The following is a 19,073-nucleotide window of genomic DNA, read 5'->3' on the forward strand; positions in this document are numbered from 1 at the left end:
CAGATGAAGGCCTACATCGTCGGCGTCGGCATGACGAAGTTCGAGAAGCCGGAGACCCGCGACTGGCAGTACTGGGACATGGTCCGCGAGGCGGGCACCGCCGCGCTGGAGGACGCGGGGGTCCGGTACGACCAGGTCGAGCAGGTCCCCGTCGGCTACTGCTTCCAGGCCTCCACCGCCGGGCAGCGGGCCGTCTACGAGCTGGGGCTGACCGGCATCCCCGTCTACAACGTCAACAACAACTGCGCCACCGGATCCACCGCCCTGATGCTGGCCCGGCAGTTCGTCGAGGGCGGCGCAGGCGACTGCGTCCTCGCCGTCGGCTTCGAGAAGATGGCCCGGGGCTCACTGGGCGGTGGGACCGAAGGCAGCGGGGACTTCGCGGCCTCACCCGTCGCCCGGCACTACGGGATCATGGCCGCCGCCCACGGCTTCGAGATGTCCCCGCCCACCGCGCAGATCTTCGGCAACGCGGCCCGCGAGCACATGCGGCGGTACGGGACCACGCCCGCGCAGCTCGCGGCGGTCGGGGCCAAGAACCACCGGCACTCGGTGAACAACCCGTACGCCCAGTTCCAGGACCCGTACACGGTGGAGGAGATCCTCGCCGCCCGTACCGTGCACGACCCCCTCACCAAGCTCCAGTGCTCACCCACCTCCGACGGCGCGGCGGCGGCCGTGGTGGTCTCCGAGCGGTTCGTCGAGGCGCACGGCCTGGGGGAGCGGGCCGTGGAGATTACTGCCCAGGCCATGGCCACCGACACCGACGCCTCCTTCGCCTCCGGCACCTGCATCGACGCGGTCGGCGCCCCGATGTCCCGGGCCGCCGCCGAGCAGGTGTACGCGGCCTCAGGCCTCGGCCCCGGCGATCTCGACGTGATCGAGCTGCACGACTGCTTCTCCATCAACGAGCTCCTCACCTACGAGGCGCTCGGCCTCTGCGGCGAGGGGGAGTCCGGCAAGCTCGTGGAGTCGGGGGCGACCACCTACGGCGGTCGGTGGGTGGTGAACCCGTCGGGCGGGCTGATCTCCAAGGGGCACCCGCTGGGCGCGACCGGGATCGCCCAGGCCGCCGAGCTGACCTGGCAGCTGCGCGGGGAGGCGGGCCCGCGCCAGGTCCCGGGCGCCCGCACCGGCCTCGCGCACAACATCGGGCTGGGCGGGGCGGCGGTGGTGACGCTGCTGCGGCGGTGAGGCACACCCGGAGGCCGGTGCTGCGGCGGTGGGGGCCCGGAGGGTTCGCCGACGGGGGCCGGAGGCCGGTGCCGCGAGGGTGAGGGGGCCACACCGGCAGTCAGGACTTCGGACCTAGGACGCCCCCGCCGCAGGATCTCCTACCGATACCCGATGTACGGGGCATCCACTACCTGCGACCATGACCGGCATGGCAGACGTCCCCGCACCCGCGCCCACCCGTACCTCCCGCTCCCGCATACCCACCGGCGCGTGGGCCGTCGTGCTCGCCGCCTGCACCGGCCAGTTCCTCGTCGTCCTCGACGTGTCCGTGGTCAACGTGGCGCTGCCCTCCATGCGCGCCGACCTGGGGCTGAGCCACAGCGCGCTCCAGTGGGTCGTCAATGCCTACTCGATCGCGTTCGCCGGGTTCATGCTGCTGGGCGGGCGGGCCGCCGACATCTACGGCCGGAAGCGGATGTTCCTCGTCGGGCTCGGCGTCTTCACCGCCGCCTCCCTCGCGGGCGGCCTCGCCCAGGAGGGCTGGCAGCTCCTCGCGGCCCGGGGAGCGCAGGGCCTCGGGGCCGCCGTCCTCGCCCCCGCCACGCTCACCATCCTCACCGCCGCCGTCCCCGAGGGCCCCGCCCGGACCAAGGCGATAGCGACCTGGATGGCGGTCGGCGCGGGCGGTGGCGCGGCCGGCGGGCTCATCGGCGGGGTCCTCACCGACGCCCTCTCCTGGCGCTGGGTCCTCCTCATCAACGTGCCCGTCGGCGCCCTCGTCCTGGTCGCCGCCGCCCTGTGGATCACCGAGGGCCGGGCAGGCGACCGCCGCCGCATCGACCTGCTGGGCGCCGTCCTCGTCACCGCGGGCCTCGCCACCGTCGCGTACGGCATCGTCCAGACCGAGGCCGTCGGCTGGACGGCCGCCGCCACCCTCGTACCGCTGCTGGCGGGAGCGGTGCTGCTGGCCATGTTCGTCCTGGTCGAGGCGCGGACGTCGGTGCCGCTGATCCCGCTGCGGGTGTTCGGCGTACGGGCCGTCTCCTCGGCCAACGTGTCGATGTTCCTGATGGGGTCGGCGACCTTCTCCATGTGGTACTTCATGATCGTCTACGCCCAGAACGTGCTGGGCTACTCGCCGTTGCAGGCCGGGCTCGCCCTGATGCCGACCTCGGCCGCCGTCATCATCGGCTCCAAGGCCGCGCCCCGGATCATGGCGCGTACGGGGGCCAAGAGCCTCGCCGTCGGCGGGGTGCTGATCACCGCCGCGGGCTTCGGCTGGCAGTCCGCCATGGGCGTCGACGGCTCCTACCTCACCGCGATCTGCCTGCCCGGCGTCCTGATGATGGCCGGTGCCGGGCTCGCCTCCACCCCGCTGGCCATCCTCGCCACCTCCGGCGCGGCCGCCGGGGACGCCGGACTCGTCTCCGGCCTGGTCAACACCTCCCGCACCATGGGCGGCGCCCTCGGCCTCGCGGTGCTGTCCACGGTCGCCGCCGCGCGTACGGCGGGCTCCGTCGACCCGGCCGAGGTCACCGCCGGGTACGCCACGGCGTTCCGTACGGCGTGCGGGGTGCTGCTGGTCGGGGTCCTGGTGATGCTGGCGTGGCTGCCGAACCACCGGACGCCCCGCGTACGGCAGGAGCAGGCGGCGAAGGTGAAGGCGCAGGAGCGGGTCTGAACAACCGCGTCCGGGGTCTGAGCGACCGCGTCGGGGGGCAGCGCATCTGACGTGACGTCAGCGGTCTTCCCAACTTCCTGGGGCTGCGTTATACATGGGCCATCGGCTAGAACGCGTTCTAGAACGGCGCGTCCTGCCGGTCCCCGCGCGGCCTCGGTGCGGTCGGCGGTGCGGACAGCCGCACCGAGGTCTCCACCGTCGGTCTCCCCGTCGGCCTCCCCGTCAAGGAGCGGCTACGCCATGCCCATCGATGCCCCAGCGGCCCTCGCCGCCGACCCCCGCCGAGCCGAGATCGCCTGGAACCACAAGGACGTCCAGCTCTACCACCTGGGCCTCGGCGCGGGGATCCCCGCCACCGACCCCGACGAGCTGCGCTACACCCTGGAGTCCCGGCTCCAGGTGCTGCCGAGCTTCGCCACCGTCGCCGGCGCCGGAACGGCCGCGTTCGGCGGGATGGGGGCGCCCGGCATCGACGTGGACCTCGCCGCCGTCCTGCACGGCGGCCAGACCGTACGCGTGCACCGGCCGATCCCCGTGGCCGGCCGGGCCGAACAGACCTCGAAGGTCGCGGCGGTGTACGACAAGGGCAAGGCCGCCGTCATCGTGCTGCGTACCGAGGCGAGCGACGAGGACGGTCCGCTCTGGACCAACGACGCCCAGATCTTCGTACGGGGGGAGGGCGGCTTCGGCGGAGAGCGCGGGCCGTCCGACCGCCTCCCCCCGCCGGACCGCGACCCGGACCGCACGGTCGAACGCCCGATCCGCGAGGACCAGGCGCTGCTCTACCGGCTCTCCGGGGACTGGAACCCGCTCCACGCGGACCCCGCCTTCGCCAAGCTGGCCGGCTTCGACCGGCCGATCCTGCACGGGCTGTGCACGTACGGCATGACCCTCAAGGCCGTCACCGACACCCTGCTGGACGGTGATGTCTCCCGTATCACCGCCTACCGCACCCGTTTCGCCGGAGTGGTCTTCCCCGGCGAGACCCTCCGCATCCGGATGTGGGCGGCCGGGGACGGCCGCGTCCAGGTGACGGTCACCGCCGCCGAGCGGGACGACGCACCGGTCCTCGCGGACACGCTCGTCGAACACTCCTGACATCTCCGACACTTCCGAGGGAGCCGAAACCATGCGCGCAGCCGTACTGCACGAGATAGGCCAGGAGAAGCTGGAAGTCCTCGACGACGTCGAGGCGGTGGGGTTCGGCCCCGGAAAGGTCAAGCTCCGCATCCGGGCCACCGGCCTCTGCCACTCCGATGTCTCCGCGATGAGCGGCATCCTCCCGCAGCCCGCCCCCTTCATCCCCGGCCACGAGGGCGCGGGCGAGGTCGTCGACGTCGGGGACGGGGTGAACGGCCTCAGCGCCGGCGACCGGGTCCTCGTCTGCTGGCTGCCCGCCTGCGGGGCCTGTCCGTCCTGCAAGCGCGGCCAGACCCAGCTCTGCCTCGCGGGCTTCATGAACGCGGGCACCCCCAACTTCAAGCGCCCCGGCGGCGACGTCTTCGGCTTCGCGGGCACCGGCACCTTCACCGAGGAGGTCGTCGTCGGCGCGGGCTGCGCGGTGCCGATCCCCGACGACGTCCCGTTCGCCATCGCCGCCCTGATCGGCTGCGGGGTCACCACCGGCCTCGGCGCGGCCATCAGCACGGCCAAGGTGGAGGCCGGTTCGTCGGTTGCCGTCATCGGCTGCGGCGGCGTCGGCATCTCCACCATCCAGGGCGCCCGCGTCCAGGGCGCCGCCCAGATCATCGCCGTCGACCCGGTCGCCTCCCGCCGCGAGGCCGCCCTCCGCTTCGGCGCCACCGAGGCCGTCGCCCCTGACGAACTGGCTGACGTCAAGCAGCGCATCACCGGCGGCGAGGGCTTCGACTACGTCTTCGAGGTCGTCGGCAAGTCCGCCACCGCCCGCACCGCCTACGAGCACACCCGGCGCGGCGGCACCCTCTGCGTCGTCGGCGCCGGGGCGATGGACGACCACTTCCAGGTCAACATGTTCGAGCTGTTCTTCGACGAGAAGCGCATCCTCCCCTCGATGTACGGCGGCGGGGACGTGCTGCGCTCCTACGAGCGGGCCATCGCGCTCTGGCGGGCGGGCCGGATCGACCTGGAGTCGATGATCACCCACCGGGTCCGGCTGGAGGAGGTCAACGACGCGTTGGACCAGATGCGGACCGGGGAGTCGCTGCGTACCTGCATCGAACTCTGAACCCGGTCCCTGAGCAACGACGTTGAGGAATGCCATGTCACTTCCCCTCCCGCTGGACGGGCTGTCCGCGATCGTCACCGGAGCCGGCCGAGGTCTCGGCCGCGCCGAGGCCCTCGAACTGGCCCGGCTCGGCGCCGCCGTCGTCGTCAACGACTACGGGCAGCCCGGCCGCGACGGCTCGGGCGAGGCGTCCGCCGCCCCCGCCGAGGAGGTCGCCGCCGAGATCCGCGCGGCGGGCGGCCGGGCGACCGCCCACCTCGGAGACGTCTCCGACCACGAGCAGGCGCGAGAACTGGTGGAGTTGGCGGTCTCCGCCTACGGAAAGCTCGACATCCTGGTCAACAACGCGGGCATCCTGCGGGACCGGATGATCTTCTCGATGAGCGAGGACGAGTGGGACGCGGTCATCCGGGTCCACCTCAAGGGCCACTTCAACACCACCCACTTCGCCGCCGCCCACTGGCGCTCCCGCTCCAAGGAGACCGGCGGCCCGGTCTACGGGCGGATCGTCAACACCTCGTCGGAGGCGTACCTCGCAGGCTCCGCCGGGCAGCCCAACTACGCGGCGGCCAAGGGCGGCATCGTCGGCCTCACCACCTCCACCGCGCTCGCCCTCGCCAAGTACGGCGTCACCGCCAACGCCATCTGCCCGCGCGCCCGGACCCGGATGACCGAGGACGTGTTCGCGGGCTTCCAGGAGCCGGCCGACGGCACGCTCGACGCGCTGGCCCCCGAGCATGTCTCCCCGCTCGTCGGCTATCTCGCCTCACCCGCCGCGGCGGGGGTCAACGGGCAGCTGCTCGTCGTCCACGGGGGCATGGTCGCGATCGTCGAACGGCCCAGGGTGGCGGCCAAGTTCGACGCGGCGAAGGAGACGTTCACCTTCGCCGAGCTGGACGAGCTGATCACCCCGTACTACGCGGACCGGCCGCCGAACGAGACCTTCGCGGCCGCCGAAGTGCTCGGCCTCAAGCGGGAGTAAGGGGAAACAGAAGGTGGGCCCGGGTGCATACGGCTGTTCGTCGCCGTATGCACCCGGGCCCACCTCATGCTGCTGCGCCAGCTACGGCTCAGGCCGCCCGGGATTCCTCCTGGGCGGGCCTGCGGTGGCGCCCGTGCGGCTGCACCGAGGTGTTCTCCATCGACGCACCCCCTCGGTGCTTTCCGGAACCGCCGGTCCCGGCCCCCTCCGCGTCGCCCCCCGGCGTGCGCGGCGTGGTCGTGTCGGTTCGGGCTTCAGACATCTGGGAAGTCACCCCGTTGTGATCGCTTACCTGTTACCTGTGTCGCATTACCTGTGTCGTACGTCGCACGTACGTTTTTGTGTTCCGCGGCTGCGTGGCCGGGCGCCGAGTTTAGTCAGGTGACGCTGTCCGGTGCAGAGGCGCCTGCCCCAACGGAACCGGCTTACACACGACAGGAGGGGTGACGGCGCCGGACGGTTCCGTTCCGCTCGCATCGCCGTCCGTCCCGTCCGTCCCGCCGGTCTCCGGGAGCGGTCCGTCGTCGCCCGGGGCCTCGATCCGGGCCACGGCGCAGGGCGTCGCCGCGTTCGCGTACGGCAGGTGCAGCACCCCGTCCCGGCTCCAGTAACCGGCCCCCGCCGACCAGCCCTCCGGCGCCGCGAGCTGGTGCAGCCGCCGCCCCTGCGGACGCCAGATCCCCACCCAGCTTCCGGCCGCCCCGTCGATGCGCAGGGCGACGGCGCAGCTCTCCGGCATCAGCATCTGCCCCGGCTGCACCGCGAACGGGGTCACCGCCACATCCGCCGGCCGTAGGCACTCCGGGAAACGCACGGGCAGACAGCTGCCGAGGACACCCCAGCCGAGCCGGTCGTGGCCCGGCGCGTCCGAGCGGATCAGCAGCAACCCGCTGTCCGGGTCGGCCAGCAGCAGCCGGTCGTCGCTCGAAGGGGCGATCTGGAGCAGTGGGGTCACCTCGCCGTTCCGCTCCAGGTCCACGGCGACCGCCTTGACCGGCCCGCCGCCCGGCAGCTGCCGGTCCAGGGCCAGCATCCGGCCCGCCCGGTCCAGCCAGACCCCGCCCGAGCAGTGCCCGGGGATCTCCGCGACCAGCTCAGGACCGAAGGCGCCGCCGGCCACCAGCCACAGCAGGGAGGAGTGGTCGCCCGCCGAGAGGCCGTACACGCTGGAGCCGTCCGGCGAGGGAGGCAACAGCGTCATCCCGTCGCACTCGACCGCGCCGAGGGTCAGTTCGCCGGTGGCGGGCCCGGTCGGGTAGAGCAGCGAGAACATCTGGCGGTCCGCCACCCGGCGCCGGATCAGCACCCGCCCGTCGGCCAGCGGCACCACCTGCGCGTCCGGCTCCTCGGGCTGGTGGAGCGGCAGCGGTACGGCGTAGGGCTCGGGCCCGTCCAGCGTCCAGCGCTCCGGGTACCAGGCCCGCTGCTCGCCCGGGGCGCCGGGCGCCGCCGTCAGCCGGGCCCCGTACGCGCCGTCGGCGGTCAGCGTGAACGTCCCCGGGGCGCGGGGAGCGCCGGCCCAGGGTGCGGCGGGCCCGGCCGGAGCCGCCCCGGCAGCCCCCTCCGGCCCGGCAGCCCCCTCCGCCTCCGCAGCCCCCTCCGGCCAGGCAGCCCGCTCCGGCCTGGCAGTCCCCTCCAACCCGGCGGACTCCGCGCCGACGGGTTCCTCCGGCTCGCCGGACTCTTCAGGGCCGGGATCCGCCGTCGTGGCGGCCCCGGCGGTTCCGCCCTCGATGGCACAGGCAGTCATGGACTCGTCACCTCCGGCTACGAAAGCTAGTTTTCGCACTTCCAGCCGAACAACACGAGCCACCGCACTTCACACATAAGGGTGGTGATGCCCGGATTCTCCTGAGCGGGAGGGGGTGAGTGTGCTGGCGCAGATGGCCGCGCCTATGGTGAGGCAGCCCTAACCAAACAGGCGTGCCCCCACGCACGTACGCGCACCAGCAGGAGCAACCGATGTCCCTCCGGCCCCGCGGTACCGCCGCAGTCGCCCTGGCGGTCGCGGCCGCCCTCTCCCTCTCGGCCTGCGGGAGCGGCGACGGCGGGGACACGGGCAAGGCCGACGCGGGCGGTGACAAGAAGGCGGCCGTCGCCACCGGCGGCAAGGACTTCGCGGACGCGGCGAAGAAGACGGCGGCGTACGGCACCGAGGCCGAGCCCGGCCAGTTCCCCCGTACCGTCACCCATGCCATGGGGAAGAGCGAGATCAAGGCCGCCCCGAAGCGCGTGGTCGTCCTCGACGTCGGCGAGTTCGACAACGTTGTTTCGCTCGGCCTGAAGCCCGTCGGCTACGCGCCCAGCGAGGGCGACGCGGCCATCCCCTCGTACCTGGAGAAGGGCGCGGGGAGCCCGAAGAGCGTCGGCACGATCAACAGCCTCAACCTGGAAGCCATTGCGGGCCTGAAGCCCGACCTGATCCTCGGCAGCCAGCTGCGCGCGGCCGACAAGTACGACGAGCTGTCCAAGATCGCCCCGACGGTGTTCTCCATCCGGCCCGGCTTCACCTGGAAGGAGAACTACCTCCTCAACGCGGCCGCCCTGGACCGCACCGAGCGGGCCCACTCGGCGCTGGCCGCCTACCAGGCGAAGGCGGAGAAGCTCGGCGAGGACATCGGCGCCGACAAGCCGACCGTCTCGATGGTCCGCTACATGCCCGACCGCCTCCGCCTCTACGCCAAGGCGTCGTTCATCGGCACGATCCTGGAGGACGTCGGCCTGCCCCGCCCGAAGAACCAGCAGATCGACGACCTCGCCACCGAGATCAGCCCGGAACGCATCGACGAGGCGGACGCCGACTGGATCTTCACCGGCGTCTACGGCGACGCCAAGGCGACCCAGCGCGACACCGCGCAGGCCAACCCGCTGTGGAAGAAGCTCGACGCGGTGAAGGAGGGCCGGGCCAAGGACGTCTCCGACGAGACCTGGTACCTGGGCCTCGGCGTCACCGCCGCCGGCCTGGTCCTCGACGACCTCCGCGCGGACCTGGTCAAGTAGTCACCTCCGCGCGGACCTGGTCAAGTAGTCACCTCCGCGCGGACCTGGTGAAGTAGTCACCTCCGCGCGGAGCTGGTGAAGTGACCGGGCGAGCGGGTTGAAGTAACGATTCGTGTCCGGCCGCCGGTCCTGGCGTACAGGTCCGGCGGCCCGGGGCGGCGGACCACGCCGGACAGGTAGCCTTTCCCCCGTGCCCCGTCTGTCTGAAGTCATCGCCGCCCTCGACGCCCTCTGGCCCCCCGAGCGGGCCGAGGGATGGGACGCGGTCGGCACGGTCTGCGGCGATCCGGACGCCGAGGTCGACCGGGTGCTGTTCGCCGTCGACCCCGTCCACGCGATCGCCGACGAGGCCCTGAAGCTCGGCGCCCAGCTGATCGTCACCCACCACCCGCTCTATCTGCGCGGGACGACGACGGTCGCCGCCGACACCTTCAAGGGCAAGGTCGTCCACACCCTCATCAAGCACGGCATCGCGCTCCACGTCGCGCACACCAACGCCGACACCGCCGACCCCGGCGTCTCCGACGCCCTGGCCGGCGCCCTGGACCTGCGCGTCACCGGACCCCTCGTACCGGACCCCACCGACCCCCACGGGCGGCGCGGACTCGGCCGGATCTGCGAGCTGGACCACCCCGAGACCCTGGCCGCCTTCGCCACCCGGGCCGCCGCCCGGCTCCCCGCCACCGCGCAGGGCATCCGCCTCGCCGGCGACCCGGAGGCGCTCGTCCGCACCGTCGCCGTCAGCGGCGGCTCCGGAGACAGCCTCTTCGACGCCGTACGAGCCTGTGGCGTCGACGCCTTCCTCACCGCCGACCTGCGCCACCACCCGGCGTCCGAGGCCGTGCAGCACTCGCCGCTCGGCCTGGTCGACGCCGCGCACTGGGCCACCGAGTGGCCCTGGTGCGAGCAGGCCGCCGCGCAGCTCGACGCGCTTTCCGACCGCCACGGATGGGACCTGCGGGTCCATGTCTCGACGCAGGTCACCGACCCCTGGACCACCCACCATTCCTCTGGAGCCCCCAACTGAACGCCGCGCCCGCCGACCAGATCCGACTCCTCGACGTCCAGGCCCTCGACGTACGTCTCGCCCAGCTCTCCCACAAGAGCCGCTCGTTGCCGGAGCACGCCGAGATCGAGCAGCTCAGCAACGACCTCGCCCAGCTGCGTGACCTGCTGGTCGCCTCCACCACCGAGGAGAGCGACACCACCCGCGAGCAGACCAAGGCCGAGCAGGACGTCGACCAGGTGCGCCAGCGCGCCGTCCGCGACCAGCAGCGCCTGGACTCCGGCGCGGTCTCCTCGCCCAAGGACCTGGAGAGCCTCCAGCGCGAGCTGACCTCGCTCGCCAAGCGCCAGGGAGACCTGGAGGACGTCGTCCTGGAGATCATGGAGCGCCGCGAGGCCGCCCAGGAGCGGGTCACCGAGCTGACCGAGCGGGTCTCCGCCGTCCAGGCCAAGGTCGACGACGCCACCGCCCGCCGGGACGCCGCCACCGCCGAGCTGGACGCCGAGATCGCCACGGTGACCAAGGACCGCCAGGTCGTCGCCGAGGTCATCCCCGCCGACCTGCTGAAGCTGTACGACAAGCTCCGCGCCCAGCAGGGCGGCGTCGGCGCCGCCCGCCTCTACCAGCGCCGCTGCGAGGGCTGCCGCCTGGAGCTGAACATCACCGAGGTCAACGACGTGAAGGCCGCGTCCCCCGACACGGTGCTGCGCTGCGAGAACTGCCACCGCATCCTGGTCCGCACCTCGGAGTCGGGCCTGTAATGAGCGCCGTTCGCCGGCTGGTGGTCGAGGCCGACGGCGGCTCCCGGGGCAACCCGGGGCCCGCCGGTTACGGCGCCGTCGTCATCGACGCGGCCACCGGGGAGACCCTCGCCGAGGCCGCCGAGTACATCGGCGTCGCGACCAACAACGTCGCCGAGTACCGGGGCCTGATCGCCGGTCTGACGGCCGCGAAGGCGCTCTTCCCGGACGCGGGGGCCGCCGGGCCGGACCTGGAGGTCCACGTCCGGATGGACTCCAAGCTGGTGGTCGAGCAGATGTCGGGGCGCTGGAAGATCAAGCACCCCGACATGAAGCCGCTGGCCGCCCGGGCCGCCGCGATCCTGCCGCCGTCCTCCGTCACGTACGAGTGGATCCCGCGCGCGCAGAACAAGCACGCGGACCGGCTCGCCAACGAGGCGATGGACGCGGGCCGCGACGGCCGGCAGTGGGAGGCGTCCGCCTCCACGGCCGAGCTGGACGCGCCCGCCCGCACCCCGCTGCCCGACCGGGGCCCGCCCGGCGACGCGGTGGCGGGAGCGGCGAGGGCGCGGGCGGCGCTGGCGGCCGCGCGGGGCGGGTCGGACGCCGGGACGCTGTTCGAGGTCGACGCAGGTGCCGCTGCTTCCGGAGCCGGAGCCGGATCCGGTGCCACGGCTTCGGAAGAGCCCGAGCCCACGGACGTCACCGCCGTCCCGAAGGTCGGCTGGGCCGCCGCCCCCGATCTCGGTGCCCCCGCCACCTTCGTCCTGCTCCGGCACGGCGAGACGCTGCTCACCCCCGAGAAGCGGTTCTCCGGCAGCGGCGGCACCGACCCCGAACTCTCCGCCACCGGCCGCGACCAGGCCGCCCGGGCCGCCGCCCACTTCGCCGCCCTCGGCACCGTCCAGGAGATCGTCAGCTCACCGCTGCGCCGCTGCCGCGAGACGGCGGCGGCCGTCGCCGACCGCCTCGGCCTGGACGTCCGCATCGAGGACGGCCTGCGCGAGACGGACTTCGGCGCGTGGGAGGGGCTGACCTTCGGCGAGGTACGTGAGCGGTACGGGGACGACCTGACCACCTGGCTCGCGGACCCCGAGGCCGCGCCGACGGGCGGCGGCGAGAGCTTCGCGGAGGTCGCCGAGCGGGTCGCGGCCGCCCGGGACCGCCTGACCGCCCGGTACGCGGGCCGCACGGTCCTGGCCGTCACCCACGTGACCCCGATCAAGACGCTGGTCCGGCTGGCGCTGGAGGCTCCGGCCAAGGCGATGTTCCGGATGGAGCTGTCGGCGGCCTCGATCTCGACCGTCGCGTACTACGGGGACGGCAACGCCTCCGTACGTCTGCTCAACGACACCTCACACCTGCGCTAGCGGGAACGAGGACCCGGCATGGACTGGCCGACCGGGCTGCTCGGGTTCGCCGCCGGGCTGCTGATCTCCGTGACGACCGCCCCGGTCGGGGTGTCGGGGGCGGTGTTCCTGCTGCCGGTCCAGGTCAGCGTGCTCGGGGTGCCCAGCCCGGCGGTCACCCCGACGAACCTGCTCTACAACGTGGTCGCCGGGCCCGGGGCCCTGCTGCGCCACCACAGGAGCGGCGGGCTGCGCGGGCCCCTGACCCGGCTGCTGGTCCTCGGCACCGTCCCCGGGGTCGTCGTCGGCGCGGTGATCCGGGTCTTCGCGGTGCCGGGCCCCTCGGTCTTCCGGCTGCTGATCGCGGTGCTGCTGCTCCCGCTGGGCGGCTGGCTCTGCCTCCGTACGCTGCACCGCGCCGCGCACACCGCCGCCGCCCGCGAGCCGTCGGAGGTGTCTCCCCGGACCATCACCCGCCTCGCCATGGCCGTCGGTGTCGCCGGGGGTATCTACGGGATCGGCGGCGGCTCGCTCCTCGGCCCGATCCTGGTCGGGCGCGGGATGCCGGTCGCGAAGGTGGCCCCGGCCGCGCTGGCCGCCACCTTCGTGACCTCGGTCGTGGGAGCGGGGACGTACGCCCTGCTCTCCCTCACCGCGACCGGCGACATCGCCCCGTACTGGTCGCTCGGCCTGGCCTGCGGCCTCGGTGGCCTCTGCGGCGGCTACCTCGGCGCGCGCCTCCAACCACGCCTGCCGGAGACGGCGTTGCGGCTGCTGCTGGGGGTGCTGGCGCTGGGCATCGGCGGCCTGTACGCGATCCAGATCGTGCGCTGAGGCTCTCACGCTCCGACGCTGAGGGTCTTACGCCCCGAGCGCCGCCGCCTCCGCCGCCAGCCGGGCCACCCGGTCCCAGTCCTTCGCCGCGATCGCGTCACCCGGCACCATCCAACTGCCGCCCACGCACGCCACGTTCGGCAGAGCGAGGTACGAGGGGGCGGAGGCGAGCGAGATACCGCCGGTCGGGCAGAAGCGGGCCTGGGGGAGCGGGGCGGAGAGGGCCTTGAGGTAGGCGGTGCCGCCCGCGGCCTCGGCCGGGAAGAACTTCATGTCGCTCACCCCGCGCTCCAGCAGGGCCACCACCTCGGAGGTGGTCGAGACGCCGGGCAGGAACGGCACCCCGGACTCCTTCATCGCCTCCAGCAGCGCATCCGTCCACCCCGGGCTGACCAGGAACCGGGCCCCCGCGTCGACGGTGTCCCGTACGTGCTGCGGCGAGATGACCGTGCCCGCGCCGACGACCGCGCCCGGCACCTCGGCGGCGATGGCCCGGATGGACTCCAGCGCTGCCGCCGTCCGCAGGGTCACCTCGATCGCCGGAAGCCCGCCCGCCACCAGCGCCCGCGCCAGCGGCACGGCGTCGGCCGCGTCGTGCAGGACGACGACGGGGACGACCGGGGCGAGGTCCAGCACGGAGGTGTCGGAGGGGGCGGCGGGCGGCGGCGAGGCGGGGGAGGAGGTCATGGGCCCCATCCTGCCGCGCGACGAGCGATCTCTGCAACGCCCGTTGCGGAGGATGCAATGGGACTCGGTGAGTCTTGGTGGATCTCAGTGGATCTCGGTCACCACCACATCGAGCGACCACGGCCGCCCGGCCCGGGCAGGGGCCTCGGCCTCCACCACGTACCCGAGATCCCGCAACGCGTCCACCAGCTCGGCCGGACCCTTGGGCCGAGCCCCCGCCGACAGCAGATCGCGGACCATCCGTCCCTTGGTCGCCTTGTTGAAGTGGCTCACGACGGACCGCTTCTCCACGCCGTCCACGATCTGCGACTGGAGCACCCGCACACTCGCCGTACGCGCGGCCACCTCACCCTTCGGCTTCCAGGCCGCGGCGTAGGCGGACGACCGGAGATCCAGGACGAGCCCGCCCTCGGCGGCCTCGGGCATGACGGCTTCCATGGGCGTACGCCAGTACGCGCCGAGCGCGCCGAGGCCGGGGAGCTTCACGCCCATCGAGCAGCGGTACGGCGGAATCCGGTCGCCGATCCGGACCGCGCCCCAGAGCCCGGAGAAGACCAGCAGCGACTTCGCGGCGCGGCGACGGGCGTCCGCGTCGAGGGTGGCCAGGCCGAGGGCGTCGTACAGGACGCCCGTGTACAGCTCCCCGGCCGGCCGGGTCCCGGCGGTCCGCAGCTCGGCGTTCTTCCCGATCTCGCCCCGCAGCCCCACGCTCAGCCCGAGCACCTCGCGCGCCTTCTCCTCGTCCGCCTGGCACAGCTCGACCAGCTCCTCCAGCACCGCCGCCCGCGCCTCGGCGAGCCCCGGCAGCGACAGGGACTCCGGCTTCAGGGGAGCCCCGCGCCCCGAGGCGGCCTTTCCTTCGGAGGGCGGCAACAGCACGAGCACGGCGGTTCTCCTTCGTACGCACGACGAGCGGTCCCGGCGCGCGTGCGGGCACTCCGGGGTCCTCGGTAAGGGTACGGGGGCGGGTACGGGCTCCTCGTACGGGAACGAGCCCCCCCCAGGACCGCCACGGCCCCGGCCACCCACGGCCCTGGCCAGCCATGCCGCGGCCACCCACGGCCCCGGATGCCGCCCGCCCCCTCCCGGCCTACGCTCGGTCCATGCCCCGCCGCCATCTGCGTATGACCGGAGCGGCCGACTGCTCGCTCGGGGCCGCGCTGCGCGCACTGCGCACCGAGCTCGACCTCTCCGCCGGCTTCCCGGCCGAGGCGATGGCCGAGGCGGAGGCGGCCGTGCGGGACCCGGACCTGTCGGCCCACGAGGACGCCACCGACCTGCCCTTCCTCACCATCGACCCGCCCGCCTCCACCGACCTGGACCAGGCCATGCACCTGGAGCGCCGCCGGGACGGGCGCGGCTACCGGGTGCACTACGCCATCGCGGACGTCGCCGCCTTCGTCCGCCCGGGCGGCGCGCTCGACGCCGAGGCCCACCGCCGGGTCACCACGCTCTACTTCCCCGACGGCCGCATCCCCCTCCACCCCACAGTCCTCTCCGAGGGGGCTGCCAGCCTCCTCCCCGGCGCCACCCGCCCGGCCGCGCTCTGGCGGATCGACCTGGACAGCGACGGGCGGGCCGTCGCCACCGCCGTGACCCGGGCCCTGGTCCGCAGCCGCGCGAAGCTCGACTACGCGGGCGTCCAGCGGCAGATCGACGCGGGCACCGCCGAGGAACCCCTCGCCCTGCTCCGGGACATCGGGAGGCTGCGCGAGGAACAGGAACTGGCCCGCGGCGGCATCTCGCTGAACGTCCCCGAGCAGGAGATCACCGAGCACGACGGCTCCTACGGCCTGGCCTACCGCGCCCCGCTCCCCGCCGAGGCCTGGAACGCGCAGGTCTCGCTCCTCACCGGCATCGCCGCCGCCCACCTGATGGCCGAGGCGGGCACCGGCATCCTCCGCACCCTGCCGATCGCCCCGGACGGCGCCGTCGCCCGGCTGCGGCGCTCCGCCCGCGCCCTGCGCATGGACTGGCCGCACCACGTCCCGTACGCGGAGGTCGTCCGCTCCCTCGACCCGGGGAAGGGCACCCACGCGGCGTTCCTCCAGGAGTGCACCACCCTGCTGCGCGGCGCCGGCTACACCGCCTTCGACCACGGCGACCTCCCCGACCCCGCCGTGCACGCGGCCGTCGCCGACCTCTACACGCACTGCACGGCCCCGCTGCGCCGCCTGGTCGACCGGTACGCCTCCGAGCTCTGCCTGGAGGCCACCGCGGGGAGGGAGCCCCCGGAGTGGGTACGGGAGGCGCTCCCCGCGCTCCCGACGGAGATGGCCGAGGGGACGCGCCGCGCGAACACCGTGGAGCGGGCCTGCGTCGACCTGGTGGAGGCGGCGCTGCTGGAGGGCCGGGTGGGCGAGCTGTTCGACGCGTACGTGGTCGATGTCGGGGACCGGAACCCGACCACCGGCACGGTCCACCTCCGGGACCCGGCGATCGTGGGCCGGATCGAGGGCGGTACGGCTCCGCTCCCGTTGGGGGAGCGGTTGCTGGTCCGGCTCACGCGGGCGGGCCCGGCGTCGAAGACGGTGCTGTTCGCTCCGGCGTGACCGGCCTCGGCGCGAGCGTGACGGGGGTGGCCGGCTTCGGCCCGAGCGCCGCGACGGCCGCCCGCGCATCGTCCGCATGGAACCGGAGCGTGCGCGCGCACCCGCGCCGCCCCAGCGGCCGGACGAACTCCACCGGCTCCGCCAACTCCACGGTCACCGTCGTCTGGCTCCCCACCGCCAGGTCGAGGACCCCGTCCTCACCGACCCGCACGAGCCCACCGCCGTCGTAGCGCCGCTCCACCCGGGCGGCGGTGATGAGCGATGCGGGCACACGCAGGTCGAACAGGGCGCCGTAACGCAGCCGCAGCGAACCGTCGGCCCCCACCACATGCGGCCGGGTCACGCAGGCCGCGTGCAGGGCGACGATGAGCACGGTCCCGTACACGCCGATCACGAGCAGGATCAGGTGGACCAGCGGCCAGGGGATCACCAGGGCCAGCACCACGGTCTCCAGGACGGAGGCGAAGAAGAACGCCCACATGGTCCCGGTCTGCGGTTCGGTGTACGAGAAGGGCAGCGCGCCCTCGGGGATCCGGTGCCGACGGCGTACGGCCCACACCCCCAGACTGTGCAGCGCCCGCAGCTCGTGCACCACCAGCCGCCGCACCGCCACCGGAACCACGGCACGCACCGCCGACAGCGCGGCCGCCCGCCGCCCGTCGCCGGCCCGCCGCCGGGCCGTGTACAGCGGCCACAACACGGCGGCCTCCAGCGCGAGCACGCCCAGGACGAGCGCCTCGGCCGCCAGCAGGACCGCCCCGGTGATCCGTACCCCGCCCACCAGGCAGACCGCCAACGCCAGTTCGGCGGGCAGCACCACCCACAAGGCGGCCCGAGCCGCCCGCAGAGCTATGCCTCTCACACCGACCTCCCTCGCGTAGCGCGGACCCGGACGGCCAGCGCTTCCATCACCCGGCGCACCACCTCGCGCTGCGCGGGCGGATAGTCCTCCAGCAGCACCCGCCCGAACCCCGTCGGCGACGGCTCCCCGTCCGGGATCATCGCCAGCACCTCGTCCGGTACGGCGGCCACCAGCTCGGCCGCCAGGGGCGCGATCCGCGGATCGTCCACCCCGGCCCCGGCCAGCTCGTCCAGCCGCTCGTACAGCGCGCCGACACCGGGGGCCTCGGCCAGCGGCCGCAGCGCCGCGTACAGCTCGGCCCCGGCCCCGCCGCCCGCCGTGTCCAGCAACGCCAGATGCTCCCGGTCCTTCGCCGCGGCCGGCGACCCGGTGGCGGGCGCACTCTCCAGGAGCGCGGCCAGGGCGGGCGAGAGCGGCCCGTCCGAGGTCGGCGGCGCCTCCAGCAACGCCGCCAGCACCTCCCGCCGCTCCCGGATCTCCCGCTCCTGCCGCGCCAGATCCGCGTCCAGCTCCCCGAGCACCTCGACCAGCTCCCGCCCCGCGTCATCCGCCAGCACGTCCCGCACCTCGTCCAGCGAGAGCCCGATCTCGGTCAGCCGCCGGATCCGGGCCAGCAGCACGACATCGCGGACGGTGTAGGCCCGATACCCGTTGGCCCGCCGGGCGGGCTCGGGCAGCAGCCCGATGTGGTGGTAGTGCCGAACGGCCCGGGAAGTGACTCCGACGAGCGCGGCGATCTCTCCGATACGCATGCGGCCAGTAGAAACCCTGACGCTGCGGCAAGGTCAAGCGCGGTTCCGCCGCCTCCGCCCCCTCTCCGTGGACTTGTGCCACGATCGGGGGAAGAACTCCCATCTCACGGACGGCTGGTCCCCCGATGTCCCAGTCTGGCGAGCGACCGAGGAAGGGGCGTGACATGACTGCCATGGCGCACGAGCCGCTCACGCAGGCGGAAGTCCTTCTGGAAGGCTTCCTGGCCCTGGACACACCGGAAGGCTTCCGGGCGGAACTGATCGAGGGGGAGATTGTCGTGACGCCGCCGCCGGACGGGGACCACGAGGACTACATCAATGTGGTCCTGAAGCAGGTGCTGAGGAAGTCCCGCACCGACATGGACTTCTCCGGGAACAAGGGGCTGAAGCTTCCCAGTGGTGGCGGCTGCCCCAAGAACCACGCCATCCCCGACGGCACCTTCGCGGCGACCGGGCGTCGGCTGTTCCGCGGCGCCGACCCCTGGATGCCCTGCGAAGGCATCGCCCTGGTGGTGGAGGTGACGTCCACCAAGCCCCAGGCCGACCGCGAGGCCAAGCGCCGCTGCTACGCGCGCGGCGGCATCCCGCTGTACCTGCTCATCGACCGGGACGAGGGCTCGGTGACGCTCTTCAGCGACCCGGAGGACGCCGACTACCGCCAGCACCTCACGATCCCGTACGGCAAGCCGCTCCCGCTCCCCGAGCCCTTCGCCTTCGACCTGGAGACCGGGGACTTCGGCTGAGCTGCCGATACGGCCCGGTAGGATGGCGGATACGGCAGACGAGTCGGCCGGACGGCCGCGTGGGGATCCTCGGATCCTCCCGAGGAACGTCCGGGCTCCACAGGGCAGGGTGGTGGCTAACGGCCACCCGGGGTGACCCGCGGGACAGTGCCACAGAAAACAGACCGCCCGGGGCTTCGGCCCCGGGTAAGGGTGAAACGGTGGTGTAAGAGACCACCAGCGCCTGAGGTGACTCAGGCGGCTAGGTAAACCCCACCCGGAGCAAGGTCAAGAGGGGGCGTTTCCAGGAATGGGACGGCCCTGCGTGAACGTTCGAGGGCTGCTCGCCCGAGTTCACGGGTAGACCGCACGAGGCCGGCAGCAATGCCGGTCCTAGATGGATGGCCGTCTCCCCGGCCGCCGTGAGGCGACCGGGCGACAGAACCCGGCGTAGAGGCCGGCTCGTTCTGCCGAAGGGTCCTCTGAACAGCAAATGCGCTGTTCAGAGGACCCTTTTGGGTAAA

18 protein-coding genes and 1 other RNA gene are annotated in these 19,073 nt (G+C 73.3%); 13 read left to right on the forward strand and 6 right to left on the reverse strand.

The window, feature by feature from the left end; translation table 11 throughout:
- The first annotated feature begins 3 nt into the window (after nt 1-3).
- From R2B67_RS26955 to R2B67_RS26975, 5 genes are all read left to right on the forward strand, one after another.
- The gene (locus tag R2B67_RS26955) at nt 4-1,194 is read left to right on the forward strand and encodes a lipid-transfer protein (protein ID WP_317821668.1); all 1,191 of its coding nucleotides are present in this window, start codon (nt 4-6) and stop codon (nt 1,192-1,194) included.
- Between the two features lie 181 nt (nt 1,195-1,375).
- The gene (locus tag R2B67_RS26960) at nt 1,376-2,857 is read left to right on the forward strand and encodes an MFS transporter (RefSeq protein WP_317821670.1); all 1,482 of its coding nucleotides are present in this window, start codon (nt 1,376-1,378) and stop codon (nt 2,855-2,857) included.
- Nucleotides 2,858-3,097: 240 nt separating this feature from the next.
- On the forward strand, nt 3,098-3,955 hold the full coding sequence (locus tag R2B67_RS26965) for an enoyl-CoA hydratase ChsH3 (RefSeq protein WP_317821672.1): 858 nt from the start codon (nt 3,098-3,100) through the stop codon (nt 3,953-3,955).
- Between the two features lie 31 nt (nt 3,956-3,986).
- Nucleotides 3,987-5,063: a Zn-dependent alcohol dehydrogenase gene (locus tag R2B67_RS26970; RefSeq protein ID WP_317821674.1), complete on the forward strand. Its 1,077-nt coding sequence runs from the start codon at nt 3,987-3,989 to the stop codon at nt 5,061-5,063.
- A gap of 34 nt (nt 5,064-5,097) precedes the next feature.
- Complete coding sequence (locus R2B67_RS26975) at nt 5,098-6,045, forward strand: 3-oxoacyl-ACP reductase (RefSeq protein ID WP_317821676.1); 948 nt, start codon at nt 5,098-5,100, stop codon at nt 6,043-6,045.
- 88 nt (nt 6,046-6,133) lie between these two features.
- Here R2B67_RS26975 and R2B67_RS26980 read toward each other — a convergent pair whose 3' ends face one another.
- Together R2B67_RS26980 and R2B67_RS26985 are read right to left on the reverse strand one after the other, a co-directional pair.
- Nucleotides 6,134-6,307 carry a hypothetical protein gene (locus R2B67_RS26980; RefSeq protein WP_199784474.1) on the reverse strand — a complete coding sequence of 58 codons (174 nt, stop codon included), beginning with the start codon at nt 6,305-6,307 and terminating at the stop codon, nt 6,134-6,136.
- A gap of 111 nt (nt 6,308-6,418) precedes the next feature.
- Nucleotides 6,419-7,795: a hypothetical protein gene (locus tag R2B67_RS26985; protein ID WP_317821677.1), complete on the reverse strand. Its 1,377-nt coding sequence runs from the start codon at nt 7,793-7,795 to the stop codon at nt 6,419-6,421.
- A gap of 212 nt (nt 7,796-8,007) precedes the next feature.
- Here R2B67_RS26985 and R2B67_RS26990 point away from each other — a divergent pair, with 212 nt between their 5' ends.
- The 5 genes from R2B67_RS26990 to R2B67_RS27010 all read left to right on the forward strand — a co-directional run bounded on the left by R2B67_RS26990 (nt 8,008) and on the right by R2B67_RS27010 (nt 12,974).
- Nucleotides 8,008-9,045, forward strand: coding sequence for an ABC transporter substrate-binding protein (locus tag R2B67_RS26990; RefSeq protein ID WP_317821679.1), 1,038 nt, complete (start codon nt 8,008-8,010; stop codon nt 9,043-9,045).
- Nucleotides 9,046-9,235: 190 nt separating this feature from the next.
- On the forward strand, nt 9,236-10,072 hold the full coding sequence (locus R2B67_RS26995; RefSeq protein WP_317821680.1) for a Nif3-like dinuclear metal center hexameric protein: 837 nt from the start codon (nt 9,236-9,238) through the stop codon (nt 10,070-10,072).
- On the forward strand, nt 10,069-10,812 hold the full coding sequence (locus tag R2B67_RS27000) for a zinc ribbon domain-containing protein (RefSeq protein WP_199784477.1): 744 nt from the start codon (nt 10,069-10,071) through the stop codon (nt 10,810-10,812). The genes R2B67_RS26995 and R2B67_RS27000 overlap by 4 nt, the downstream gene beginning before the upstream one ends.
- The gene (locus tag R2B67_RS27005) at nt 10,812-12,161 is read left to right on the forward strand and encodes a bifunctional RNase H/acid phosphatase (RefSeq protein WP_317821681.1); all 1,350 of its coding nucleotides are present in this window, start codon (nt 10,812-10,814) and stop codon (nt 12,159-12,161) included. The genes R2B67_RS27000 and R2B67_RS27005 overlap by 1 nt, the downstream gene beginning before the upstream one ends.
- Before the next feature lie 18 nt (nt 12,162-12,179).
- Complete coding sequence (locus R2B67_RS27010) at nt 12,180-12,974, forward strand: sulfite exporter TauE/SafE family protein (protein WP_317821683.1); 795 nt, start codon at nt 12,180-12,182, stop codon at nt 12,972-12,974.
- A 27-nt stretch (nt 12,975-13,001) separates the two neighbouring features.
- On the opposite strand, the gene eda is transcribed toward R2B67_RS27010, so the two are convergent.
- Both eda and yaaA read right to left on the reverse strand, forming a co-directional pair.
- Nucleotides 13,002-13,661, reverse strand: a complete 660-nt coding sequence (gene eda, locus R2B67_RS27015; RefSeq protein WP_317821685.1) for a bifunctional 4-hydroxy-2-oxoglutarate aldolase/2-dehydro-3-deoxy-phosphogluconate aldolase — start codon at nt 13,659-13,661, stop codon at nt 13,002-13,004.
- 84 nt (nt 13,662-13,745) lie between these two features.
- Complete coding sequence (gene yaaA / locus R2B67_RS27020) at nt 13,746-14,546, reverse strand: peroxide stress protein YaaA (protein WP_317821686.1); 801 nt, start codon at nt 14,544-14,546, stop codon at nt 13,746-13,748.
- Between the two features lie 218 nt (nt 14,547-14,764).
- Here yaaA and R2B67_RS27025 point away from each other — a divergent pair, with 218 nt between their 5' ends.
- Nucleotides 14,765-16,213 (forward strand): RNB domain-containing ribonuclease, encoded by a 1,449-nt coding sequence (locus R2B67_RS27025; RefSeq protein ID WP_317821687.1) that lies wholly within the window; start codon nt 14,765-14,767, stop codon nt 16,211-16,213.
- On the opposite strand, the gene R2B67_RS27030 is transcribed toward R2B67_RS27025, so the two are convergent.
- Together R2B67_RS27030 and R2B67_RS27035 are read right to left on the reverse strand one after the other, a co-directional pair.
- Nucleotides 16,164-17,075: a hypothetical protein gene (locus R2B67_RS27030; RefSeq protein WP_317821688.1), complete on the reverse strand. Its 912-nt coding sequence runs from the start codon at nt 17,073-17,075 to the stop codon at nt 16,164-16,166. The two genes, R2B67_RS27025 and R2B67_RS27030, sit on opposite strands and share 50 nt — an antisense overlap.
- Nucleotides 17,072-17,827, reverse strand: coding sequence for a MerR family transcriptional regulator (locus R2B67_RS27035; protein ID WP_317821690.1), 756 nt, complete (start codon nt 17,825-17,827; stop codon nt 17,072-17,074). The genes R2B67_RS27030 and R2B67_RS27035 overlap by 4 nt, the downstream gene beginning before the upstream one ends.
- Nucleotides 17,828-18,000: 173 nt before the next feature.
- Here R2B67_RS27035 and R2B67_RS27040 point away from each other — a divergent pair, with 173 nt between their 5' ends.
- Both R2B67_RS27040 and rnpB read left to right on the forward strand, forming a co-directional pair.
- Nucleotides 18,001-18,570, forward strand: a complete 570-nt coding sequence (locus tag R2B67_RS27040; RefSeq protein ID WP_317824964.1) for a Uma2 family endonuclease — start codon at nt 18,001-18,003, stop codon at nt 18,568-18,570.
- 39 nt (nt 18,571-18,609) lie between these two features.
- An RNA gene (rnpB, locus tag R2B67_RS27045) (RNase P RNA component class A) lies at nt 18,610-19,018 on the forward strand.
- The last annotated feature ends 55 nt before the right edge of the window (nt 19,019-19,073 follow it).

Source organism: Streptomyces cyaneofuscatus, from assembly GCF_033109485.1.
GTDB lineage: Bacteria > Actinomycetota > Actinomycetes > Streptomycetales > Streptomycetaceae > Streptomyces > Streptomyces cyaneofuscatus.